The sequence below is a fragment of the Pseudomonas sp. Mb7 genome, from assembly GCF_054790525.1.
The window spans coordinates 2,425,298-2,449,322 of sequence record NZ_CP186501.1 but is presented as its reverse complement, the minus strand read 5'-3'; the positions used below and the strand labels follow the sequence as shown (position 1 = coordinate 2,449,322).

The window sequence follows — 24,025 nt, the reverse complement described above, 5'->3', positions numbered from 1 at the left end:
TATCGCCTCGAGGTTCTTATGAGTCAAGCGTTTCTGCCGTTTTCCCGCCCGAGTATCGGCGATGAAGAAATAGCCGCCGTTGAACAAGTATTGCGGTCAGGGTGGATTACCACCGGCCCTAAAAACCAGGCACTGGAAGAACACTTCGCCAACTATGTCGGTTGCAAACACGCCGTGGCACTTTCCTCGGCCACCGGCGGCATGCACATCACTTTGCTGGCCTTGGGCATTGGCCCGGGTGACGAGGTCATCACCCCGTCGCAGACCTGGGTCTCGACCGCCAACATGATCTCCCTGCTCGGCGCCACACCGGTGTTCGTCGACGTTGATCGCGACACCCTGATGACCGATGCCGCGCGCATCGAAGCCGCCATCACCCCACGCACCAAAGCAATCATTCCTGTGCATTACGCCGGCGCCGCGTTTGATCTTGATCCGCTGTACGCGCTGGCCGACAAACACGGCATCGCCATTATCGAAGACGCCGCCCACGCTGCTGGCACCCGTTACAAGGGCCGGCACGTCGGTGTGCAAGGCACGGCGATTTTCTCCTTCCACGCGATCAAGAACATGACCTGCGCCGAAGGCGCGATGTTCGTCACCGACGACGAAGCGCTGGCCAGCCGCGTGCGCATGCTCAAGTTCCACGGTCTCGGCGTCGACGCCTACGATCGTCTGACCGGTGGCCGCAAGCCGCAGGCGCAAGTGATGGAACCGGGGTTCAAATACAACCTCGCCGACATCAATGCCGCGATTGCCCTGGTGCAACTGGAGCGTCTCGACGCAATCAATGCGCGCCGCACCGAACTGGCCGCCGCCTACCGGCAAAAACTCGAAGGCCTGCCGGTGCAAACGCTGGCCCTGCCCGCCTACGCACAAACCCACGCCTGGCACCTGTTCATCCTGCGCATCGACAGCGAGCGCTGCGGCATGGACCGCGAAGCCTTCATGAAAGGCTTGCAGGACCAAGGCATTGGCTCCGGCATCCATTTCATCGCCACCCACTTGCACACCTGGTATCGCCAGCGCGACCCCGACCTTTACCTGCCCGACACCGAGTGGAACTCGGCGCGGCTGTGCTCGATTCCGTTGTTCCCCGACATGAGCGATCAGGACCTTGATCGCGTGGTCGGCGCCATCGCCACCCTTATGGACAAACGCCCGTGAAAACCTATCCGATCCGCTGTGTGTCGATCGTCATCCCGGTCTACAACGAACAGGACAGCCTGCCGGAACTGCTGCGCCGTACTGAAGCCGCCTGCAAGATGCTGCGTCACGACTTTGAAATTGTCCTCGTCGACGACGGCAGCCGTGACGAGTCCGCCAACCTTCTGGAAGAAGCCGCGACCCGTGAAGACAGCCCGTTCGTGGCGGTCATCCTCAACCGTAACTACGGCCAGCACGCAGCAATCATGGCCGGTTTCGAACAATGCAAAGGCGATGTGGTGATCACCCTCGACGCCGACCTGCAGAACCCGCCGGAAGAAATCCCCCGGCTGGTCGCCGAAGCGGAAAAGGGTTACGACGTGGTCGGCACCGTGCGCGGCAACCGCCAGGATTCGGCCCTGCGCCGCTATCCGTCGAAGCTGATCAACCTCGCCGTGCAACGCTCCACCGGCGTGGCCATGAGCGACTACGGCTGCATGCTCCGCGCTTACCGCCGGACGATCATCGACGCAATGCTCGCCTGCCGTGAACGCAGCACCTTCATCCCGATTCTGGCCAACAGCTTCGCCCGCCACACCACCGAAATCGTCGTCGCCCACGCCGAACGTGAGCACGGCGATTCGAAGTACAGCCCGATGCGCCTGATCAACCTGATGTTCGACCTGATCACCTGCATGACCACTACACCTTTGCGCCTGCTGAGCATCGTCGGTTTCACCATGGCCGGGCTTGGGTTGCTGTTTGCTTTCGCACTGATCGTTATGCGTCTGGCTTTCGGTTCCGGCTGGGCCGGTGACGGCATGTTCGTGCTGTTCGCGGTGCTGTTTGTGTTCACCGGTGGCCAGTTCATCGGCATGGGCCTGCTCGGCGAATACCTGGGGCGCATGTACAGCGACGTGCGCGCCCGCCCGCGTTTCTTCATCGAAAAAGTCTTGCGCAGCCACGCCGCCGAGCCAGCGCCTGCCGTCACGGTTGACGGTCTCTCTTCTACTTCTACTACCGGTCAGGTTCACTCATGAGTGCAAAAACTGTTGTCTTCGCTTACCACGATATTGGCTGCGCCGGCATTCAAGCCCTGCTCGACAGCGGCTATGACATTGCGGCGGTGTTCACTCACGCCGATGACCCGAAAGAGAACGCGTTTTACAGCTCGGTCGCACAACTGTGCGCCACCAAAGGCATCCCGGTGCATGCGCCGGAAGACGTCAACCACCCGCTGTGGATCGAGCGCATCGCCAAGCTCGATCCTGAATATATTTTCTCGTTCTACTATCGCAACCTGCTAAGCGAGCCGCTGCTGGCACTGGCGAAAAAAGGTTCGTTCAACCTGCACGGTTCGCTGCTGCCAAGCTACCGTGGCCGCGCCCCGGCCAACTGGGTACTGGTCAACGGCGAAAGCGAAACCGGCGTCACTTTGCACCGCATGGTCAAACGTGCCGATGCCGGCGCCATTGTTGCCCAACAGCGTATCGCCATTGAACGCAGCGACACCGCGTTGAGCCTGCACGGCAAATTGCGCATCGCCGCGACGGATCTGCTGCGCGACACCTTGCCGGCCATGCTGCAAGGCAAGATCAGCGAAACCCCACAAGACGAATCGAAAGCCACGGTGTTCGGTCGTCGCACCGCCGCGGACGGCAAACTGGTCTGGGCGAAACCGGCCGAGCAACTGTTCAATCTCGTGCGTGCCGTGACCCAACCTTACCCGGGCGCGTTCTGCGCTGTGGGCGAGCACAAACTGATCGTCTGGAGCGCTGAAGTTGCCAAGGGCAACGACGGCCAGGCACCGGGCCGAGTAATCAGCGTCAATCCGCTGCGCATTGCCTGCGGCGAAGATTCGCTGGTGATCCTCTCCGGTCAGCGCAACGACAACGGTCTGTTCCTCAGCGGCCCGCAACTGGCCAATGAACTCGGTCTGGTCGACGGCTCACTGCTGCGCGGTGCCGAGTCTGGCCGTGGGCCACGCCGCACGCGGGTGCTGATCCTCGGCGTCAACGGCTTTATCGGCAATCACTTGTCCGAGCGCCTGCTGCGTGACGACCGCTACGAAGTCTATGGCCTGGACATCGGTTCCGACGCCATCGACCGTCTGCGCAGCCATCCGCACTTCCACTACGTCGAAGGCGACATCAGCATTCACTCCGAGTGGATCGAGTACCACATCAAGAAGTGCGACGTGGTCCTGCCGCTGGTGGCCATCGCCACGCCGATCGAATACACCCGCAACCCGCTGCGTGTGTTCGAACTCGACTTCGAAGAAAACCTGAAACTGGTGCGCTACTGCGTCAAGTACAACAAGCGCGTGATCTTCCCGTCGACCTCGGAAGTCTATGGCATGTGCCAGGACAAACACTTCGATGAAGACACTTCCAACCTGGTGGTCGGCCCGATCAACAAGCAGCGCTGGATCTACTCCGTGTCCAAGCAACTGCTGGACCGGGTGATCTGGGCCTACGGCGCCAAGGGCTTGAATTTCACCCTGTTCCGCCCGTTCAACTGGATGGGCCCGCGCCTTGACCGTCTGGATTCGGCCCGCATCGGCAGCTCCCGCGCCATCACCCAGTTGATCCTCAACCTGGTCGAAGGCACGCCGATTCGCCTGTTCGACGGTGGCGAGCAGAAGCGCTGCTTCACCGACATCGCCGATGGCGTTGAGGCGCTGGCACGGATCATCGATAACGACAACGACGTCTGCAACGGCCAGATCATCAACATCGGCAACCCGGATAACGAAGCCAGCATTCGTCAGTTGGGTGAAGAGCTGCTGCGTCAGTTCGAAGCGCATCCGCTGCGCGACAACTTCCCGCCGTTCGCCGGTTTCCGCGATGTCGAGAGCAAGGCGTTCTACGGTGCCGGTTACCAGGACGTCGAACACCGTAAACCCAGCATCGCCAACGCCAAACGTCTGCTCGACTGGACGCCGACCGTGGAAATGCGCGAGACCATTGGCAACACGCTCGACTTCTTCTTGCGTGAAGCCATGCTCGAACAAGCGGACAAGCGCTAATGCAGGCCGGTCTACGCATCGACGTCGACACCTTTCGCGGCACCCGTGAAGGTGTGCCGCGCTTGCTGGAAATGCTCGACGAGGCGCAGATCAAGGCAACGTTCTTCTTCAGTGTCGGCCCTGACAACATGGGCCGGCATCTGTGGCGCCTGATCCGCCCGCAGTTTCTCTGGAAGATGCTCCGCTCCAATGCCGCCGGCCTGTATGGCTGGGACATTCTGCTCGCCGGCACCGCGTGGCCGGGCAAGCCGATTGGCCGCGATCTCGGGCACCTGATGCGTCAGGCCCGTGATGCCGGTCATGAAGTGGGTTTGCATGCGTGGGATCACCACGGCTGGCAGGCCAATGCCGGGCGCTGGAGCGACACGCAACTGATCGAGCAGATCCGTCAGGGCGTCGACACCTTGAGCGACATTCTCGGCGAGAAAATCCAGTGCTCGGCCGCCGCCGGTTGGCGTGCCGACGAGCGCGTGATCGAGGCCAAGCAAGCCTTCGGTTTTCGCTACAACAGCGATTGCCGTGGGCGGCGTCTGTTTCGTCCGCTGTTGGCCGATGGCACGCCGGGCACGCCGCAGATTCCGGTGGACCTGCCGACCTTCGACGAAGTCGTCGGCCCCATCGTTGCCGCGCGGAACTACAACGCGTTCCTCCTCGATCACTTCCGCCCGCAACAGCTCAACGTCTACACCATTCACGCCGAAGTCGAAGGGATTCTGATGGCTGAGGGTTTTCGTCAGTTGCTGGCCGATGCACGCCAGCGAGGTATCGATTTCAAACCGCTAGGCGACTTGTTGCCCGAGTTTTTCAATACCTTGCCCGTGGGTCGCGTGCAACGCGGCGCCCTCGACGGCCGTGAAGGCTGGCTGGGAGTACAAGGCGCATGATTAAACGCTGGACGCTGCCACTGCTGTTGCTGGGTATTTGCCTGCTGGCCTATCTGCTGCCATTGGGCACGCATGGCTTGTGGATTCCCGACGAGACCCGTTACGCGCAGATCAGCCAGGACATGCTGCTCAGTGGCAACTGGGTGTCGCCGCACTTCATGAGCCTGCGTTATTTCGAGAAGCCGATTGCCGGTTACTGGATGATCGCGCTGGGTCAGGCGTTGTTCGGGCAGAACCTGTTCGGCGTGCGCTTTGCGTCGGCGCTAAGCACTGGCTTGAGCGTGCTGTTGTGCTATCTGCTCGCCCGGCGTTTGTGGAGCGAACCGCGTAAAAGCTTCGTCTGCGCCCTGCTCTACATGAGCTTCACGATTGTTGCCGGTCAGTCCGGTTACGCCAACCTCGATCCGCAATTCACCTTCTGGGTCAATCTGAGTCTGGTGGCGCTGTGGTTTGCCCTCGACAGCCACACCAACGGCAAGCGCATGGCAGCCTGGGCGGTAATGGGGCTGGCCTGCGGCATGGGTTTCATGACCAAGGGCTTTCTCGCCTGGTTGCTGCCGGTGCTGATCGCCCTGCCGTGGATGCTCTGGCAAAAACGCTGGCGTGAACTGCTGATGTTCGGCCCGGTGGCGATTGCCGTGGCGATCCTCGTCAGCCTGCCGTGGGTGCTTTCGGTGCATGCGCAGGAACCGGACTACTGGCGGTTCTTCTTCTGGCACGAACACATTCGTCGCTTTGCCGGTGATGACGCACAACACGATGCGCCGTGGTGGTTTTACTTGCCGCTGCTGGTCGCGTTCAGTCTACCGTGGATCGGGTTGTTGCCGACCGCGTTCAAGCAAGCCTGGCAAAGCCGCGCTCAGCCCAAAGTCGTGTTTTTGCTGCTGTGGCTGCTGATGCCGCTGCTGTTTTTCAGCCTAAGCAACGGCAAATTGCCGACCTACATCCTGCCGTGCCTGCTGCCGATGGCGTTGCTGCTGGGCAATGCGCTGGCCGATCGTTTGCGTCTGGAGCAAGGTCGGGCGCTGAGCATCAACGGTGTGCTGAATCTGTTGCTGGGCATCGTCACGTTGATCGCGCTGGTCTATCTGCAACTGACCAAACCGGTCTACGACCACGAACTGCACAGCCTGGTGCTGGTGTTCATTGCCCTGATCGGCTGGATCATCGCCAACCTGCTGCAAGCCTTTCTGCCGCTGCAATGCTGGGCGGCTCCGGCGCTGGGCAGCCTGTTGCTGATCGCGGTGTTGCCGGCGGCGCTGCCCAAATCGGTGGTCGCCAACAAGATGCCGGACCAGTTCATCAAGCATCACGTCACCGAACTGGCGCAAACCACCCACCTGCTGAGTAACGACCTCGGTGCCGCGTCCGCACTGGCCTGGCGCCTGAAAACCCCGCAAGTCGCGTTGTACAACACGATAGGCGAATTGAAATATGGCCTTGCCTATCCTGACGGCATTCAACAGCGGGTCGATCCCGATCACGTGCAACAGTGGATGCGCGAGGCACGCCGCAGCGGTGCGGTCGGCGTGGTGATGCGCGTCAAGGGGCAGGACGAACTGGACGAAATCGACAGATTGCCAAAGGACGGCGTCCGTTATGAGCAGGGCAACCTGGTGATCATGATCCTGCCCAAGGAGGCGTCATGAGCCTGTTGCTGCTGTTGGCTGCGTGCCTGCTCACCTGCCTCGGGCAGGTTGCGCAGAAGCACGCCGTGGAGAGCTGGCGCGGTGTCGAGTCGGGCTGGGCCGACAAACTGCGTACGCCGTGGTTGTGGCTGGCCCTGCTCGCCCTCGGCTCGGGTCTGTTGGTTTGGCTGCTGGTGTTGCAGCGTCTGGAAGTCGGCATCGCCTACCCGATGCTCAGCCTCAACTTCGTGCTGATCACCCTGATCGCGCGCTTCGTCTTCCGTGAACCCATCGACCGCCAGCATTGGCTTGGCGTGGCATTGGTGATCGGCGGCGTGGTTTTGCTGGGACAACAGTCATGAATCAACGTCGCGGCATCACCTTCGCGCTAGGCAGTGTGTTCCTCGTCAGCGCTGCGCAATTGGGCATGCGCTGGAGCATGACCCGCCTGCCCGTGCCGGAACAATGGCTGCACATCGACAGCCTCGATTGGCTGGCCCTGGCCGTGGTCATTGCGGCGATTTTTGCCTACGCCCTGTCGATGCTTTGCTGGCTCGCCGCCCTGCGCGATCTGCCGTTGGGCCGGGCTTACTCGCTGCTGAGCATCAGCTATGCGCTGGTTTATCTGCTGGCGGCCAGTCTGCCGCTGTTCAACGAATCTTTTAGTTTCACTAAATCACTGGGCGTGGCGCTGGTCATGCTCGGGGTCATCACCATCAACACTCGTCCGGCTCGTGCGCCCGAATTCAGGAGTGCTCCATGAAAATCACAGTATTTGGCAGCGGTTACGTCGGTCTGGTGCAAGCGGCTGTGTTGGCCGAAGTCGGCCATGATGTCGTGTGCATGGACGTCGACCAGAAGAAGGTCGACCTGTTGCGCCAGGGTCACGTGAGCATTTTCGAACCGGGGCTGGCCAGCCTGGTACGCGAAGGTCTGGATTCGAAACGCCTGCAATTCACCACCGATGAAAAACTCGCTGTGCAGCACGGTCGGGTAGCGTTCATTGCCGTGGGTACGCCGTCGCGTGAGGACGGTTCGGCCGATCTGCGCTACGTGCTATCGGTCGGCGATGCCATTGCTCGCCATCGCGAACAGCCGGTGATCATCGTCGAGAAATCCACGGTGCCGGTAGGCACGGGCGACACCCTGCGCACGCACATCGAAAAAGCCTTGATCAAGGTCGGCCGCCTGCTGCAGTTCGATATCGTCTCCAACCCGGAATTCCTCAAGGAAGGCTCGGCAGTCGCTGACTGCCGCCGCCCGGACCGTATCGTCATCGGCTGCGAAGGTGATGAGGTGCGCGACGTAATGCGCGATCTGTACTCGCCATTCAACCGCAACCATGACCGCATCATGTTCATGGACCTGCGCAGCGCCGAGCTGACCAAGTACGCCGCCAACTGCATGCTGGCGACCAAGATCAGCTTCATCAACCAGATCGCCGAACTCGCCGAGCACCTGGGCGCCGACATCGAATCGGTACGCCAGGGCATCGGTGCCGACACGCGCATCGGTTACCACTTCATCTACCCGGGATGCGGTTATGGCGGCTCGTGCTTCCCCAAAGACATGCGCGCATTGATTCACAGCGCCGAAGAAGCGCACTGCTCCAGCGATTTGCTGCAAGCGGTCGAGGCGATCAACCAGCGGCAGAAACACAAGTTGTTCGAGCGCATCAACGCGTTCTACAAGGGTGATCTGCGCGGCAAGACTTTCGCCCTCTGGGGCCTGGCGTTCAAACCCAACACCGATGACATGCGCGATGCGCCAAGCCGTGTCTTGCTGGAGGAGCTGTGGGCCGCCGGTGCCAGCGTGCGCGCCTTCGACCCGGAAGCCATGCAGGAAACCCAGAACCTTTACCCGGACGAGTCGAAGCTGATGTTGATGGGCACGCCGGAATCGGTACTGCCCGGCGCCGACGCACTGATCATCTGCACCGAATGGCAGCAGTTCAAGGCGCCGGATTTCGATCTGATCAAACAGCGCCTCAACACCCCGGTGATTTTCGACGGCCGCAACCTGTACGACGCCGAGCGACTGGCGCGCAATGGTTTCCAGTACTTCCCGATGGGCCGTGGCGAATCGCGTAAGTTGCCGATCCCGCTGCAACAATGGCCACACGCGTCCGACGTCGCTTGATCAGCTTATCGCCTGAGATTCGCCGGCAGTCCCTGATCGCAGGGCTGCTGGCGTTTTTAGTGTTCATCGCCGGGGTCTACGGGCAGGCGCCGATCGGTTTCGATTCGCGGTTCGTGTTGTTCGCGCAAGAAATGCTGCGGCATGGGCCGACGGTGTTTCCGACCACCTATGATCAACCGTATGCGGATTATTCAGCGGTTTCGACGCTGTTCATCTGGCTGCTGTCGCTGCCGTTCGGCGCGGTGAATGCGTTTACGGCGTGGGCGCCAAGTGCCGGCGCCGGCGCGCTGATCGTGACGCTGATGTATCGACTGCTGGCACCGTACTCGCGGCGTTGGGCGTTGATCAGTATTGCGTTGCTGATGCTCACCAGCGGTTTCGTCACTGAAGTGCGCGCGGTGTCGCAGGACTTGATGCTTGCAGCGGTGGCCTTCGCGGTGTTCTATCTGGGTTATGCCCATGAGCATTTTGCCGGCAAGCGTCACTGGCCGCTGATCTTCGCGTTGCTGCTGCTCGGCTTCGGCATTCGCGGACCGATTGGTCTGGTGGTGCCGACCGGCATGCTGTGCAGCTATTACCTGCTCAACCGTGAGTGGACGCGTCTGCTGGTGTTCGGCGTACTGGCTTCGCTGTTGCTCGCAGTCTGTGTCGGCCTGCTGTTGTGGCTGGCGAAACTCAGCGGTGGCCCGGTCTTCTTGCAGGACGTGATCCGCATGCAGTTCATGGGGCGCATGGACGGCAGCGAAGGCGTCAGCGGTTCGCTGTATTACTTCACCAGTTCGTTCGGCAACTATGCGCTGGCCTATCCGCTGGCATTACTGGTACTGGTGGCGGCCTGGCTGGGCAAACCGCAGCAACGTGGCCCGGCGCTGCGTCTGGTGCAGTACTGCGCGGCGGCGGGACTGATTGTGATGGTCGGGCTGTCGATTCCCCAGGCGAAGAAGGCGCGGTATTTGCTGCCGATGCTGCCCATGGCGGCGATCATTGCGGCGTATCCGTTTCAGGTCGCGCATGGGCGGGTGTTTCGTTGGTTGCGCGGGTTGATGCTGGGTGTTTGGCTGGTTACGCCGGGATTGTTGATGGTTGTGTTACTGGTCGCTCGACGGCGCTTTCCCGAGCAATTGAGTGAAGTGTCTTTGGTGTTGATCGTGCTGGGCCTGCTGCAACTCTTGGCGTTGTCGCGATTGTTGATCCCGCGTTGGCGTGTCGAGGTATTGGCGTTGTCTGCGGTGTTGGCGCTGTGGACGGTGTACGCGGCAGTGTTCGAGCCGGTGGAGCGGCGTTTGTACGACACCCAGGGATTCAGTCACGCGGTGTTTGCCCAGGTTCAACAAAAGCCGGCGCCGCTGGTGTTGCATGGCATGGGCAAGGATGCGAAGGCGATTAAGTTCATGGTCAATATCGAGCAGGATCTGCAACCGCAGTTCAGCGACTCGATCCAGCAACTGGAGGCGCTCAAAGGTCCGGCGTGGCTGATGATGGATCGCAGTGATTTTCTGGCCCTGCGGGGGACGCCGCTGGGTGAATTGCAACCGATACTCAGTGGCCGCTTCGACAAAAACGATTACGTCCTGCTTTACGCTAATCCCTTGTAGGCGCTGCCGAAGGCTGCGATCTTGATCGTTCCCACACTCTGCGTGGGCATGCAGCCTGGGACGCTCCGCGTCCCAAATTCAAAATCGTAGACTGTGGCATCTCCTACATGAATATGACCATCCGTCTTGCGCAGCCCGCTGACGCGCCCGCCCTCCCCGCCATCGAACGCTCGGCCGCCGGGCTGTTTCGCCTCGATCCGCAACTGGCCTGGCTGGCCGACGCCGAAGTGGCCGGCGTCGAATTGCATTTACAGGCCATCGAGCAGGCCAGGGTTTGGGTCGCACGATCCCCTGAAGGGCAACTTGCCGGGTTCTTGCGGGCCGTCCCGGTCGATAACCAACTGCATGTAGAGGAGCTGTCCGTCAGCCAGCACTTTCAGGGTCAGGGTATTGGCCGCAAGTTGCTGTCGGCGGTCATCGAGCATGCCTGGGCGCAACAACTTTGCGCCGTGACGCTGACCACCTTCGTTGATGTGCCGTGGAATGCGCCGTTCTATCAGAAGATCGGTTTCCAGCGTTTGAATAGCGAGGAAACAAGCGGGTATTTAGTCGACGCCTTGAACGATGAAATCGCCCACGGTTTACCCGGCCACCGGCGCTGCGCCATGCGCCTGACGTTGCCTTGAAATCAGATCGTGGCTTTCAGATCGACGCCCAATGCCTCTGCGAATGCCTTCACCAACGGACTGCGCACGGTGTTGTGCCGCAGGATCAGATTGAACGGCGTCATGATGTTGATCCGCTCGGGCAGCACCGCACGCATCTGCCCTGCTGCCACCAGCGTTGCCGCGTAATGCCGGGGCAGAAAACCAACGAAACGGCCGGTCTTGATCAGCAAGGCCACGGCTTCGACCTGGGTCGCTGACGCCGAGAAACTGTCATAGCGCGCATAGTTGAGCTTGTCGCGATGGATCGCGTAGCGGTGGTTGATGCACTCGTATTCCTGCAAGACATTGCTGCCCATTTGCGCCTCCGCCATGTCGAACAACGGATGCCCGACCGCGCAGTAGACTTCCGAGCGCTCCTCGTACAGCGGGTAATAATCGAACTCTTCACGGCGTTGATAAACCGGCACTATTCCAGCCACTAAACGCCCCTCTACCACGCCTCTTTCCACTTCATCCAGTTGCGATGCTTGAAGTTGAAACCTGACCTTCGGCGATTGTTCGTTAAGTTGTTTTAGCGCGGCAACTAGCGGTGAGTTTTCATCACTGATCGTATTGTCGATAACGCCCACACCCAGATCACCGATAAGTTCATTCTGCGCAGAACTAAGTCGATCACGAAAGTTGTCCACCGACGCAAACAGATCAATCGACGCCTGATACACCAGGCGACCTTCTTCGGTCAGGTGAAACCCCTCGCGGCCGCGTGTGCACAGACGCATGCCGATGCGGATTTCCAGGTCGGAGATCTGCTTGCTGATGGCCGCAAGGCCCACGTTCAGCTCGTTTTGCGCGGCGCTGAAGCCTCCTGCCTCGACCACCGCCTTGAACACCTTGAGCAGTTTGAAATCCAGTCCGCTGAGGGTCAGCGGTGCTCGGTGGGCCATTTTCGGTGGCGGGTTTCCGGAATTGGAAAGTGGGGTTTCCATAATGCTGATTTACCTCTGGCGCAATGTTCAACAATCTGTGTCCAACAACAAAAACATCGCCGGCTAATAATAATGATCACAGAAAACCAGCCTTGGCAACCGCCAAAAAATCCCGAACATCAGTGCCAACTCACTGATCTCGAAACATTAAAAGCTGACACTTCGATCAGTTCTCGCTCTCTAGCAACTGCCCTCTTGAACACTGCTTTGGCCTGACGCCGTCTGCTGACTTTCCAGCAACGATCACGGCCATGCACAGCGATTTCAGTTCGCGTTACCGACGAGGAAAACAACACATGTCTCAAGCCACCGACCGTCTCTGGGGTGCCCGTTTCAAAAGCGGCCCTTCAGCCGCCCTGGCCGCCCTCTCCCGGTGCCCCGAGCGCTATTTCCGCCTGACGCCGTACGATCTGGCCGGTTCCAAGGCGCATGCCGGCGAACTGCAGCGGGCCGGTCTGCTCAACGAGCAGGAAACCCGCACCATGCTGGAAGCCCTGGACGGCATCGGTGCCGACTTCCGCGCCGGACGTATTGCGCCAACGCTGGATGACGAAGACGTTCACACCTTTATCGAACGCCTGCTGACCGAACGCCTCGGCGCCCTCGGCGGCAAGCTGCGCGCCGGCCGTTCGCGCAACGACCAGACCGCCAACGACCTGCGCCTGTTTCTGCGCGATCACGTACGCACCCTCGCCGTCGAAGTCCTCGCCTTGCAGCAAGCGCTGGTGACTCAGGCCGAGCAACACGTCGAAAGCATCTGCCCGGGTTTCACTCACTTGCAGCAGGCGCAACCGATCGTATTCGCTCACCACTTGCTGGCCCACGCGCAATCGATGCTGCGGGACGTGCAGCGTCTGGTGGACTGGGACGCGCGCACCTCATTGTCGCCACTCGGCGCAGCGGCCATGGCCGGTTCGGCGATAGCCCGCCAGCCGCAGCAATCGGCCAAGGAAATGGGCTACGCCGGGGTCTGCGAAAACTCCATCGACGCCGTCGCCAGTCGCGATCACGTCGCCGAATTCCTGTTTATCGCCAGCATGCTCGGGATCAACATTTCGCGGCTGGCCGAAGAGTTTTGCCTGTGGTCATCACGGCAGTTCCGCTGGGTCGATCTGGACGATGCCTACGCCACTGGCAGCTCGATCATGCCGCAGAAGAAAAACCCGGACATCGCCGAACTGGCGCGGGGCAAGGCCGGACGCTTGATCGGCAATCTCACTGGTTTGCTGTCGACGCTGAAATCCTTGCCGCTGTCGTACAACCGCGACCTCAGCGAAGACAAGCACGGCGTGCTCGACAGCGTCGACACGTTGCTGCTGGTGCTGCCAGCCATGGCCGGGATGGTCGCGACCATGACCGTCAACGTCGAAGAATTGCGCCGCCAAGCCCCGCTGGGTTTCACCCTCGCCACCGAGGTTGCCGACTGGCTGGCGGTGCGCGGCGTGCCGTTCAAGGAAGCCCACGAAATCACCGGGGCGCTGGTGCAGGCCTGTGAAAAACACGGCATCGAATTGTGGGAGGCCTCGCCGGCGCTGCTGGCCGAGATCGATCCACGCCTGACCGCCGATGTGCGCGACAGCCTGACGCTGGAAGCCGCCATTGCGGCCCGTAATGGTTGGGGTGGTACTGCGCCGCAACAGGTGCGCGAACAGATCGGCCGCTTGAAAACCACCCTCGCCGCGCAACAGCAGTGGACCGAAAACTACCAGGGCTTCCGCCTCTGAAGCCGCCAACGCAAAACCCCGTGGGAGCGAGCCTGCTCGCGAAAGCGATGGGTCAGCCAACTGCGATGTTGAAGGTGCTGTCGCCTTCGCGAGCAGGCTCGCTCCTACAGTGGAATGTGTTGGATTTGAAAGAACAGTTGGGAGAAACACCATGAGCCAGACCCAGGCAGAACGACTCCAGTCGGAGCGCAAACTGGCGGAAAACCAGTTCGATATCACCCAGTACCAGCACGTGCCTCGGCGCTATTACGGGCGGATTTTCTTCGCTACCGTGATTGTCATCGCGATTATCGGCCTGGTGCGCGCCTTCGCCGAAGGCAAGATCGAATGGTCGTACATCGGCCAGTTCCTCACCTCTGAAGCGATCATGTGGGGCCTGTTCAACACCATCATCATGGCGGTGCTGGCCATGGCGCTGGGCATCGTTTTCGGGGTGATCACGGCGATCATGCGCATGTCGGCCAACCCGATCCTGCGCTACGTGGCCGTGACCTACACCTGGTTATTTCGCGGTACGCCGCTGATTCTGCAACTGCTGTTGTGGTTCAACCTGGCGTTGATTTTCCCCACCATCGGCATTCCGGGCGTGTTCGAACTCGACACCGTCAGCCTGATGACGCCGTTCGTGGCCGCGCTGCTCGGTTTGAGCATCAATCAGGGCGCCTACACCGCTGAAGTGGTGCGCGCCGGCCTGCTGTCGGTGGACACCGGCCAGTACGAAGCCGCCAAGTCGATCGGCATGCCGCGCCTGCAAGCGCTGCGCCGGATCATCCTGCCGCAGGCCATGCGCATCATCATTCCACCGGTCGGCAACGAGTTTATCGGTATGGTCAAAATGACCTCGCTGGCCAGCGTGATCCAGTACTCGGAACTGCTCTACAACGCGCAAAACATCTACTACGCCAACGCCCGCGTGATGGAGCTACTGATCGTCGCCGGTATCTGGTACCTGGCCACCGTCACCGTGCTGTCCTTCGGTCAAAGCCGTCTGGAGCGTCGTTTCGCTCGCGGCGCCGGCAAGCGTTCTTGAGGAGTCGAACATGAGAAGCATCGTCAAGGCCGTCAGCCTGAACAAGTATTACGACCAGTACCACGCGCTCAAGGACATCAACATCGAGGTTGAGCAAGGCGAAGTGCTGTGCATCATCGGCCCGTCCGGCTCGGGCAAGAGCACCCTGCTGCGCTGCGTCAATCAGTTGGAAAAGATCGACAAGGGCGGCCTCTGGGTTGACGGCGAACTGGTCGGCTACCGCGTGGTCGGCAACAAACTGCACGAACTCAACGAGTCGCAGATCGCCCGGCAACGCCTGGCCACCGGCATGGTGTTCCAGCGTTTCAACCTGTTCCCGCACATGACTGTGCTGCAAAACATCATCGAAGGCCCGTGCCAGGTGCTCAAGCGTTCGCCGAAAGAGGCGCACGAAGAAGCCCTGGAACTGCTGGCCCGCGTCGGCCTCGCCGACAAACGCGACAGCTATCCGATCGAATTGTCGGGCGGTCAGCAGCAACGTGTGGCGATCGCACGAGCGTTGGCCATGCGTCCGAAGCTGATGCTGTTCGATGAACCCACTTCGGCACTCGACCCGGAACTGGTCGGTGAGGTGCTGTCGGTGATGCGAGATCTCGCGCAGACCGGCATGACCATGATCGTCGTCACCCATGAACTGGGCTTCGCCCGCGAGGTTTCCAATCGCATGGTGTTCATGGACGGCGGGCAGATCGTGGAGGCTGGAAGCCCCGAAGAAATACTAATAAGTCCGCAAAACCCGCGCACCCAAAGCTTCATTTCTGCCGTTCGAACCTAAGCACCGATTGGTGTCACAACACGCATAAGAGAACGACCATGAAGAATTTCGTAATCCCCGCTGTACTCGCGTCCGTCATGTCTTGCGGTTTCGCCGTGGCCGCCGATTTGCCGGCCAGCATCAAGGAAAAAGGCGAGATCGTCGTCGCGATCATGCCCAACTATCCACCGATGGATTTCAAGGACCCGGCGACCAACACCCTCACCGGCCTGGACTACGACCTGGGCAATGCCCTCGCCGAACGTCTGGGGGTGAAGATCAAATGGCAGGAAACCGGCTTCGAGCAAATGATCAACGCGCTGACCACCGACCGCGTCGACATGGTGCTGTCGGGCATGACCGACACCGCCGAGCGTCAGGCCAGCGTGACCTTCGTCGACTACTTCACCAGCGGCCCGCAGTTCTACACCTTGCAGAAGAACGCCGCGACCAACGAGATCATCGACCTGTGCGGCAAGAAAGTCGGCACCAGCCGCCGCACCACGTTCCCGGCGGAAATCGCCGCGTGGAGCAAGGCCAACTGCGAAGCGGCCGGCAAACCGGCGATCAACGTGATCGGCACCGAAGGCTCGGCCGACGCTCGTGCGCAACTGCGCCAGAGTCGCATCGACGCGGCGATGCAAGGCAGCGAGACTTTGTCGTACCTGAAGACTCAGGAAAAGGACATGTACAAGACCGTCGGCCAGCCGATCTCCGTGCAGTTCACCGGCCTTGGTGTGAGCAAGAAAAAGCCTGAGCTGAGTGAAGCGGTGAAGGTTGCCCTGCAGAGCATGGTCGATGACGGCAGCTATGGCGCGATCCTGAAGAAGTGGGAGCTGGAACTGGGCGCGATCAAGGAAGTGACCATCAACGCTGGCAAGTAACCTTCGAGATCGATCCCCCCCTCACCCCAACCCTCTCCCCCAAGGGGGCGAGGGGGAAAGGGAGCTGATCTTCAAGTGTTCGAAACCTGAGCTCGGCGCGGTCTTTCAGGTCGATGTCGCGCTAAAGAGCACCTCGGTCGGCGCCCTCTCCCTCCGGGAGAGGGCTGGGGTGAGGTTTTCTATTGATCAACACCGGAGAGCCACAACCATGTCTTCGTGCCAACCCACTTGGCCCGCCCCACACAAAGCCTGCCTCGCCTTGGCCTTCGACCTTGACGGCCCGACTGGCGACGCCATGCTCAATGGCTCGATCTGGCACAAACCCGAGTACTTCGGTTTCGGCGGCTACGGCCCTTACCGCGCCCTGCCTCGCCTGCTCGATCTGCTCGACGCGTTCAAGTTGCCAACCACGTTTTTCGTCCCGGCATGGGTCGTGGAAAACTGGCCGAAGCAATGTCAGGCCATCGTCGAGCGCGGCCATGAAGTCGCTTATCACGGCTACAAACACGAATCTTTCTACGCCCTGACGCTGGAGCAACAGCAAACCGTCATGGCCAAGTCCAGGGACGTGTTCTGGCAACACCTGCACATCCGCGCCGAGGGTTTCCGTACCCCGTCCGGCGACTGGCGCGCCGAAACCCCGGCGATGCTTGCGGACAACGGCGTCATTTACTCCAGCAGCATGCGCGGCGACGATCGCCCGTATCTGGTCAACGTCCCCGGCCACAGCACGCCGCTGGTGGAAATCCCCGGTCGCTGGGAGATGGACGATTACGCCTCCCTCGCCTACACCCGCGCGCCGAACTTTCCGTCCGGCCTTGATCGCACCGCCAGTTATGCGTTGACCCTCGACAACTGGCAGCGCGAATACGACGGCGCGATGAATGAAGGCCTGTGCCTGACCACCCTGTTCCACCCGAAAATCACCGGCAAACCGGGACGCATCCTGTTGCTGGAAAAACTCTTCGAACACATGCGCCAGCGAGATGACGTGTGGTTCGCCACCTGCCGCGATGTCGCCCGTTGGTGGCTGAAGGAGCATCACCATGGTTGATTCCAGGATCTGGCCCGCTGGCAAGCGCTGCGCAGTTGTGCTGACCGTCGATTACAACGACATCCACGGCATTCTCACCCAGGCGCCGGAAGTGGCAGGTCGCGACAAGACCCTGTCGGTCTGGCGATATGGCAGCCAGCGTGGCGTCACGCGTTTGCTCGACCTATTCGCGGAACTGGGCGTGCGCAGCAGCTGGTTCGTGCCCGGTATCGTCGCCGAAGAAAATCCGCAGCACATCGCTGCGATTCGCGCCGGCGGGCATGAGATCGCTTGCGCCGGCTACCACCATCAGGATTACGACGGGCTTGATCTGGCGGCGCAAAGTGCCGACGTCGGCAAGGGATGTGCGGCACTTGAAGCCCTGACCGGTCAACGCCCGAGAGGGTTTCGCCTCCCTGCCGGCAACGGCGCGCCGGGTTTTATGGCCGCGTTGAAAGATCATGGCATCGTCTGGTCCTCTTCGTGGCGCGGCGATGATCTGCCATTCGCCCATCCCACTGCGCCTGAGGTGATCGAACTGCCGTTGCACTATGAACTGGAAGACGAACCGTACTTCGCCTTCAATCTCAGCCCCGCCGTGCCACCGGCGCAATCGCGGATCGCCTCTTACAGTCACACCTTGGGCAACCTGCAAATGGACTTCGCCGGATTTCATCGCTTCGGCCTGTGTTATGTGCTGCGCCTGCACCCGGAAATCATCGCCACACCCGGACGCATCAGCGTGCTGCGCGAATTGCTGCAAGGCATTCAACAACATGACGATGTGTGGATCGCCACCGGTGCCGAGGTTGCGCAATGGTGGGCAGAAACCGCAGCACCGGTCGGCGCGGATCACCCGGCAGCGGTTTATGAGCAGCACTATCGGGACTATCTGTCATGACCGAACGCATTTGGCTGATCAGGCGCCTTCGCGAGCAGGCTCGCTCCCACAAGGGTTCTTCATTGTTCAGACATTCCCTGTGGGAGCGAGCCTGCTCGCGAAGGGCACGACGCGGTCTGTAGTCGAACACAAAAACAACTGAAAAAAGGACATTCGATTCCCCGTGGCCACTTACTCGCTCGTCATCCGCCGTCTGATGATTGTCTCGCTGACCATTGTTGTCAGCCGCGCCATCACCAGCCCGCTGCTGACGCTGTTTCTGAGCACCAAACTCGGTCTCAACCAGCAGGATGTAGGGCTGCTGCTGGGCATTGCGGTGTTTATCGCCACCCTGCTTGCGCTGTATGGCGGCTACATCATCGATCGCCTGGAAAAACGCCGGCTGCTGATTGTCGCCATGCTCTCCAGTGCCATCGGTTTCGTCCTGCTGACGTTCGCCCAGGATCTGTACCTGACCACCGCGACTCTGGTGATTACCGAAACCGCGTCGGCACTGTTCCTCATCGGCTCGAAGGCGATACTCAGCGAAAACCTGCCGATGAGCCAACGGGCCAAGGCGTTTTCCCTGCGCTATACACTGACCAACATCGGCTACGCCACCGGGCCGATGCTCGGTGTGGTGATCGCCGGGCATTACCCGATCGCACCGTTCCTGATCGCCGCCGCCATCGCCTTCGGCAGTATCTTCCTGATGATCGGCATCCCCAAAGACACCAGCCCGATTGCCGTGGTCAGTCAGCCGCCAAGCTTTCTGAAAACCCTCGTCACCCTGAAAAACGATCGCACCCTGATCATGTTCACCTGCGGTTGCCTGCTCAGCACGGTGGTGCACGGGCGCTTCACCCTATATCTGTCGCAATACCTGCTGGTGGTCAGCGACTCCAAGCGCGCCTTGCAAGTCATGGCCGCCCTGCTCGCCTGTAACGCGATCACGGTGATCCTGCTGCAATACCAGATCGGCCGCTTCCTCAGCCGCGAGAAACTGCGCTACTGGATCGCCGCCGGCACCGGCCTGTTCATTCTCGGTCTTATCGGCTTCAGCCTGGCTGACAGCTTGCTGAGCTGGTGCATCGCCATGTTCATCTTCACCTTGGGCGAAATGATCATTTACCCGTCGGAGTTCCTCTTTGTCGACACCCTCGCTCCGGAAGAACTGCGCGGCAGCTACTACGGCGCGCAGAATCTGGCGGCGCTGGGCGGTGCACTGAGCCCGGTGATCTGCGGCTTCCTGCTGATGCACACACCGGCACCGACGATGTTCTATGCCTTGAGCGCACTCACCGCGATGGGCGGCACCCTGTGCTTTCTTAGCGGACGTCGCGCGGATTCAATTCAACATTAATGCACTAAATCTTCATTAATATGAATTTGTCAGCATCGAGTTTGCCCGGCACACTGTGCGCGTTCCTCCCCCAATGTTGGAACACTTCGAGGGCTTTCCGGATATGCCGGACAAGTCCTTTTTTTTGCCTCGAATTTGCTGCAAGGATTGGATTCACATGCTCGCTCGCTGGTTGCCCGCCGCCATCAATACCCGCCCGACCGAATGGAGCCGCGCCGCCATCGGCATGGCGCTGGGCACATTGTTCAGTGTGTGGCTGTGCGCGCAGGTGTTCGGCCATGAAGTGGCCTACCACCTGATCGGCCCGCTGGGCGCGTCGGCGGTGTTGCTGTTCGCCGTGTCCTCCGGCGCCCTCGCCCAGCCGTGGTCGATTCTCGGCGGCTATTTATGTGCTGGCGTGGTCGCGTTGCTGGTGGCGCATGTGCTTGGCCGAACCCTTGGCAGCGCCTGTCTGGCGGCGGGTGTGGCGCTGATCCTGATGTGCTGGCTGCGCTGCCTGCATCCGCCCGCTGGCGCGTTGGCGCTGACGCTGGTGCTGGCCGATCCGGCGACAATCGCCATGGACTGGAAAGCCATGGAACCGGTGATGCTCGGCGCCGCGTGCATGCTGCTCAGTGCGCTCGCCTACAACAACCTGACCCGCATCCGCTACCCGAAACGCCCGGCAGAACCGGCGCCGTTGCTTGGGCCGGTAGACAGTCAGGCGATCACCGCCGAAGACCTGAAACTTGCCTTGGCCGAGATGGAAGCGTTTATCGACGTCACCCCTGAAGATCTCGAGCAACTGATTCACTCCAGCGAACTGCACGCCAAGCGCCGCAGCATTACCGAAACATTCCGCTGACCCCGTGTAGGAGCTGCCGAAGGCTCGGGCCGCGATCGGACGATCTTTTGATCTTGTGTTTTAAAGGTCAACAGATCGCAGCCCGAGCCTTCGGCAGCTCCTACATAGGAACCCGGTGATTTCGGGTGATGTAAAAACGCAAACTCCCCCTGCGAATATCCCGGTTGTACAGGGCAAATTTGCACTGTTACGATCCGGTAACGCTCGCGCGCGAGCTTCTCGAATAAAGACAATAAAAGCAGGGAGTTACTGATGACAGCTCAGGCTTCATCCCCGCGGACCCCGTCCTTGGATGCCACGCAAAACGAAGTGCTGGCCGAGGTTCGCAATCATATCGGTCACCTGACCCTCAACCGCCCCGCCGGTCTCAATGCCATTACCCTCGACATGGTGCGCTTGCTGCAGCAGCAGCTCGACGCCTGGGCGACTGACATCGATGTTCACGCCGTGGTCCTGCGCGGTGCCGGTGAAAAAGCCTTCTGTGCCGGTGGCGACATTCGTTCCCTGTACGACAGTTTCAAAAGCGGCGATACGCTGCACGAAGATTTCTTCGTCGAGGAATACGCCCTCGACCTGACGATTCATCACTACCGCAAACCGGTATTGGCGCTGATGGACGGTTTTGTCCTCGGCGGCGGCATGGGCCTGGTGCAAGGCGCCGATCTGCGCGTGGTCACCGAGAAGAGCCGTCTGGCGATGCCAGAAGTGGCCATCGGTTATTTCCCCGATGTCGGTGGCAGTTATTTCCTGCCGCGCATTCCCGGTGAGCTGGGCATCTATCTGGGGGTCAGCGGCGTGCAGATCCGTGCCGCCGACGCGCTGTATTGCGGCTTGGCCGACTGGTATCTGGACAGCAGCAAACTGGCGCTGCTCGACGAAAGACTCGATCAGATGGAATGGCAGGACACGCCGCTCAAGGCCCTGCAAAACCTGCTCGCCAAACACGCCGTGCAAACCTTGCCCGATGCGCCACTTGAGGCTTTGCGGCCGGCCATCGACCATTTCTTCGCCCTGCCGGACGTACCGAGCATGGTCGAGCAGTTACGCGCAGTGACGGTTGCCAACAGCCACGAATGGGCGACCACAACGGCTGACCTGCTGGAAACCCGCTCGCCGTTGGCCATGGCGGTGACCCTGGAGATGCTGCGTCGCGGCCGCCACTTGAGCCTGGAACAGTGCTTCGCGCTGGAACTGCATCTGGATCGCCAGTGGTTCGCCCGCGGCGACCTGATCGAAGGCGTCCGCGCCCTGCTGATCGATAAAGACAAGACACCTCGCTGGAACCCGCCGACCCTCGCTGCGCTGGACGCAGAGCATGTCGCGAGTTTCTTCCACGGGTTTGCTGAGAGCGGGAGCTGAGCCATGCACGATCTCGAACTGACTGAAGAACAAGTGATGATCCGCGACATGGCCCGGGACTTTGCCCGTGGCGAAATCGCGCCCCATGCGCAGGCGTGGGAAAAGGCTGGCTGGATCGATGACGCGCTCGTCGCGAAGATGGGCGAACTCGGTTTGCTCGGCATGGTGGTACCCGAGGAATGGGGCGGCACCTACGTCGATTACGTCGCCTATGCCTTGGCCGTGGAAGAGATCTCTGCCGGTGATGGCGCAACCGGCGCCTTCATGAGTATCCATAACTCGGTCGGCTGCGGTCCGGTGCTCAATTACGGCAGCGAAGCGCAAAAACAGACCTGGCTGGCGGATCTGGCCAGTGGGCAAACCATCGGCTGCTTCTGCCTGACCGAACCGCAGGCCGGTTCCGAGGCGCACAACCTGCGCACCCGCGCCGAGCTGCGTGACGGCCAGTGGGTGATCAACGGCGCCAAGCAATTTGTCAGCAACGGCAAACGGGCGAAACTGGCGATCGTCTTTGCCGTGACCGATCCGGATCTGGGCAAGAAAGGCATTTCGGCGTTTCTGGTGCCGACCGATACCCCGGGCTTCATCGTCGATCGCACCGAACACAAGATGGGCATCCGCGCCTCCGACACCTGCGCGGTGACGCTGAACGACTGCAGCATTCCCGAGGCCAATCTGCTCGGTGAACGCGGTAAAGGCCTGGCGATCGCCCTGTCCAACCTTGAAGGAGGACGCATCGGCATCGCCGCGCAAGCATTGGGCATCGCCCGTGCCGCGTTTGAAGCGGCGCTGGTGTATTCGCGCGATCGCATCCAGTTCGGCAAACCGATCAACGAGCACCAGAGCATCGCCAATCTGTTGGCCGACATGCACATGCAAATCAACGCGGCGCGCCTGATGATCCTGCATGCGGCGCGACTGCGCACGGCGGGCAAACCGTGTTTGTCGGAGGCGTCACAGGCCAAACTGTTTGCGTCGGAAATGGCCGAGAAGGTCTGTTCGTCAGCGATTCAGATTCATGGCGGGTATGGGTATCTGGAGGATTATCCGGTCGAGAAGTATTACCGTGATGCGCGGATTACCCAGATCTATGAAGGCTCGAGCGAGATTCAGCGGATGGTGATTGCGCGGGAGTTGAAGAACTATCAGTTGTGATGGTGTTGGCCCCTTCCCTCACCCCAGCCCTCTCCCAGAGGGAGAGGGAGCCGACCGAGGTGTCTGGCGTTATACGTCGACCTGAAAGACCGGGTCGATTACGGATTCAATAAAGCACTTTCAGGTCGGCGTACCTCCCAAGCATCCCCCAATCAGTCCCCTCTCCCTCCGGGAGAGGGTTAGGGTGAGGGGCTTTTCGCTCTAGACGCGTTACTTGCCCTTGAACTCAGCCTCACGCTTGGCAATAAACGCCGCCATCCCTTCCTTCTGATCCTGCGTGGCAAACGCCGCATGGAACACCCGACGCTCGAAGCGCACGCCCTCAGTCAGGTTCACTTCAAAGGCACGATTCACACTTTCCTTGATCATCATCGCAATCGGCAGCGATTTGCTGGCAATCACCGCAGCAACCTTCAGCGCTTCGTCGAGCAGTTCATCGCTCGGCACGATCCGCGCAACAATGCCGCAACGCTCGGCCTCCACTGCATCGATCAAACGTCCGCTCAGGCACATTTCCATGGCTTTCGCCTTACCTACTGCGCGGGTCAGGCGCTGAGTGCCGCCCATGCCCGGCAACACGCCAAGGTTGATTTCCGGTTGACCGAATTTGGCGTTGTCGCCTGCCAGAATGAAGTCGCACATCAACGCCAGCTCACAACCACCGCCGAGGGCAAAACCGTTGACCGCGGCAATGATCGGCTTACGCCGGTTGGCCACGCGGTCACTGTCGCTGAACAGATCGTCCATGTAGATCTGCGGGTAAGTCAGTTCGGCCATTTCCTTTATATCGGCACCCGCGGCAAAAGCCTTTTTCGAACCGGTGATGACGATACAACCGATGTTCGCATCTGCTTCCAGCGCATCAAGGGCCTGGTTCACTTCGCTGACCAGTTGCGCATTCAGCGCGTTCAGCGCCTGCGGGCGGTTGAGGGTGATCAGGCCAACGCGGCCGTGGGTTTCGAGCAGAATGGTTTGGTAAGTCATG

The 24,025-nt window shown here is 60.6% G+C and carries 22 protein-coding genes; 20 read left to right on the top strand and 2 right to left on the bottom strand.

Annotation, left to right across the window (positions count from 1 at the left end; translation table 11 throughout):
- Positions 1 to 18: 18 nt before the first annotated feature.
- From arnB to ACOYXH_RS11170, 10 genes are all read left to right on the top strand, one after another.
- Positions 19 to 1,167 carry a UDP-4-amino-4-deoxy-L-arabinose aminotransferase gene (gene arnB, locus ACOYXH_RS11215; protein WP_095048915.1) on the top strand — a complete coding sequence of 383 codons (1,149 nt, stop codon included), beginning with the start codon at positions 19 to 21 and terminating at the stop codon, positions 1,165 to 1,167.
- Positions 1,164 to 2,186 (top strand): undecaprenyl-phosphate 4-deoxy-4-formamido-L-arabinose transferase, encoded by a 1,023-nt coding sequence (gene arnC, locus ACOYXH_RS11210; protein ID WP_220556160.1) that lies wholly within the window; start codon positions 1,164 to 1,166, stop codon positions 2,184 to 2,186. The genes arnB and arnC overlap by 4 nt, the downstream gene beginning before the upstream one ends.
- Positions 2,183 to 4,174, top strand: a complete 1,992-nt coding sequence (gene arnA / locus ACOYXH_RS11205; RefSeq protein ID WP_460410688.1) for a bifunctional UDP-4-amino-4-deoxy-L-arabinose formyltransferase/UDP-glucuronic acid oxidase ArnA — start codon at positions 2,183 to 2,185, stop codon at positions 4,172 to 4,174. The genes arnC and arnA overlap by 4 nt, the downstream gene beginning before the upstream one ends.
- Positions 4,174 to 5,058, top strand: coding sequence for a 4-deoxy-4-formamido-L-arabinose-phosphoundecaprenol deformylase (arnD, locus tag ACOYXH_RS11200; protein ID WP_460410687.1), 885 nt, complete (start codon positions 4,174 to 4,176; stop codon positions 5,056 to 5,058). The genes arnA and arnD overlap by 1 nt, the downstream gene beginning before the upstream one ends.
- The gene (gene arnT, locus ACOYXH_RS11195) at positions 5,055 to 6,707 is read left to right on the top strand and encodes a lipid IV(A) 4-amino-4-deoxy-L-arabinosyltransferase (RefSeq protein WP_460410686.1); all 1,653 of its coding nucleotides are present in this window, start codon (positions 5,055 to 5,057) and stop codon (positions 6,705 to 6,707) included. Before arnD ends, arnT begins: the two co-directional genes overlap by 4 nt.
- Positions 6,704 to 7,048 carry a 4-amino-4-deoxy-L-arabinose-phosphoundecaprenol flippase subunit ArnE gene (arnE, locus tag ACOYXH_RS11190; RefSeq protein ID WP_095048910.1) on the top strand — a complete coding sequence of 115 codons (345 nt, stop codon included), beginning with the start codon at positions 6,704 to 6,706 and terminating at the stop codon, positions 7,046 to 7,048. Before arnT ends, arnE begins: the two co-directional genes overlap by 4 nt.
- Positions 7,045 to 7,449 carry a 4-amino-4-deoxy-L-arabinose-phosphoundecaprenol flippase subunit ArnF gene (gene arnF, locus ACOYXH_RS11185; protein ID WP_258709858.1) on the top strand — a complete coding sequence of 135 codons (405 nt, stop codon included), beginning with the start codon at positions 7,045 to 7,047 and terminating at the stop codon, positions 7,447 to 7,449. The genes arnE and arnF overlap by 4 nt, the downstream gene beginning before the upstream one ends.
- A complete protein-coding gene (locus tag ACOYXH_RS11180) occupies positions 7,446 to 8,825 on the top strand; it encodes a UDP-glucose dehydrogenase family protein (RefSeq protein ID WP_460410685.1) in 1,380 nt (459 codons plus the stop codon). Before arnF ends, ACOYXH_RS11180 begins: the two co-directional genes overlap by 4 nt.
- Positions 8,798 to 10,420 (top strand): ArnT family glycosyltransferase, encoded by a 1,623-nt coding sequence (locus ACOYXH_RS11175; protein WP_460410684.1) that lies wholly within the window; start codon positions 8,798 to 8,800, stop codon positions 10,418 to 10,420. Before ACOYXH_RS11180 ends, ACOYXH_RS11175 begins: the two co-directional genes overlap by 28 nt.
- A 107-nt stretch (positions 10,421 to 10,527) precedes the next feature.
- Entirely contained in the window at positions 10,528 to 11,046 is a 519-nt protein-coding gene (locus tag ACOYXH_RS11170) for a GNAT family N-acetyltransferase (protein ID WP_095048906.1), read from the top strand.
- Between the two features lie 2 nt (positions 11,047 to 11,048).
- On the opposite strand, the gene ACOYXH_RS11165 is transcribed toward ACOYXH_RS11170, so the two are convergent.
- Complete coding sequence (locus tag ACOYXH_RS11165) at positions 11,049 to 12,014, bottom strand: LysR family transcriptional regulator (RefSeq protein WP_220556156.1); 966 nt, start codon at positions 12,012 to 12,014, stop codon at positions 11,049 to 11,051.
- Positions 12,015 to 12,310: 296 nt separating this feature from the next.
- Between ACOYXH_RS11165 and argH the strand changes: the two genes are divergently transcribed.
- The 10 genes from argH (at position 12,311) to ACOYXH_RS11115 (ending at position 23,040) form a co-directional block, all read left to right on the top strand.
- Positions 12,311 to 13,738: an argininosuccinate lyase gene (gene argH, locus ACOYXH_RS11160; protein WP_095048904.1), complete on the top strand. Its 1,428-nt coding sequence runs from the start codon at positions 12,311 to 12,313 to the stop codon at positions 13,736 to 13,738.
- Positions 13,739 to 13,889: 151 nt separating this feature from the next.
- Complete coding sequence (locus ACOYXH_RS11155; RefSeq protein WP_095048903.1) at positions 13,890 to 14,768, top strand: amino acid ABC transporter permease; 879 nt, start codon at positions 13,890 to 13,892, stop codon at positions 14,766 to 14,768.
- Positions 14,769 to 14,778: 10 nt separating this feature from the next.
- Positions 14,779 to 15,543 carry an amino acid ABC transporter ATP-binding protein gene (locus ACOYXH_RS11150; protein WP_064587499.1) on the top strand — a complete coding sequence of 255 codons (765 nt, stop codon included), beginning with the start codon at positions 14,779 to 14,781 and terminating at the stop codon, positions 15,541 to 15,543.
- Positions 15,544 to 15,581: 38 nt separating this feature from the next.
- The gene (locus ACOYXH_RS11145) at positions 15,582 to 16,406 is read left to right on the top strand and encodes an ABC transporter substrate-binding protein (RefSeq protein WP_095048902.1); all 825 of its coding nucleotides are present in this window, start codon (positions 15,582 to 15,584) and stop codon (positions 16,404 to 16,406) included.
- A 208-nt stretch (positions 16,407 to 16,614) separates the two neighbouring features.
- A complete protein-coding gene (locus ACOYXH_RS11140; RefSeq protein WP_220556153.1) occupies positions 16,615 to 17,460 on the top strand; it encodes a polysaccharide deacetylase family protein in 846 nt (281 codons plus the stop codon).
- Positions 17,453 to 18,340, top strand: coding sequence for a polysaccharide deacetylase family protein (locus tag ACOYXH_RS11135; RefSeq protein WP_460410683.1), 888 nt, complete (start codon positions 17,453 to 17,455; stop codon positions 18,338 to 18,340). The genes ACOYXH_RS11140 and ACOYXH_RS11135 overlap by 8 nt, the downstream gene beginning before the upstream one ends.
- A gap of 163 nt (positions 18,341 to 18,503) precedes the next feature.
- Positions 18,504 to 19,682 carry an MFS transporter gene (locus ACOYXH_RS11130; protein ID WP_095048899.1) on the top strand — a complete coding sequence of 393 codons (1,179 nt, stop codon included), beginning with the start codon at positions 18,504 to 18,506 and terminating at the stop codon, positions 19,680 to 19,682.
- A 157-nt stretch (positions 19,683 to 19,839) separates the two neighbouring features.
- A complete protein-coding gene (locus ACOYXH_RS11125) occupies positions 19,840 to 20,526 on the top strand; it encodes an HPP family protein (RefSeq protein ID WP_258709854.1) in 687 nt (228 codons plus the stop codon).
- A gap of 252 nt (positions 20,527 to 20,778) precedes the next feature.
- Positions 20,779 to 21,885, top strand: a complete 1,107-nt coding sequence (locus ACOYXH_RS11120) for an enoyl-CoA hydratase/isomerase family protein (RefSeq protein ID WP_449122794.1) — start codon at positions 20,779 to 20,781, stop codon at positions 21,883 to 21,885.
- 3 nt (positions 21,886 to 21,888) lie between these two features.
- A complete protein-coding gene (locus ACOYXH_RS11115) occupies positions 21,889 to 23,040 on the top strand; it encodes an acyl-CoA dehydrogenase family protein (RefSeq protein WP_095048896.1) in 1,152 nt (383 codons plus the stop codon).
- Positions 23,041 to 23,250: 210 nt separating this feature from the next.
- Here the strand turns inward: ACOYXH_RS11115 and ACOYXH_RS11110 are convergent, their stop codons facing one another.
- The gene (locus ACOYXH_RS11110) at positions 23,251 to 24,024 is read right to left on the bottom strand and encodes an enoyl-CoA hydratase (RefSeq protein ID WP_460064520.1); all 774 of its coding nucleotides are present in this window, start codon (positions 24,022 to 24,024) and stop codon (positions 23,251 to 23,253) included.
- Position 24,025 lies beyond the last annotated feature (1 nt).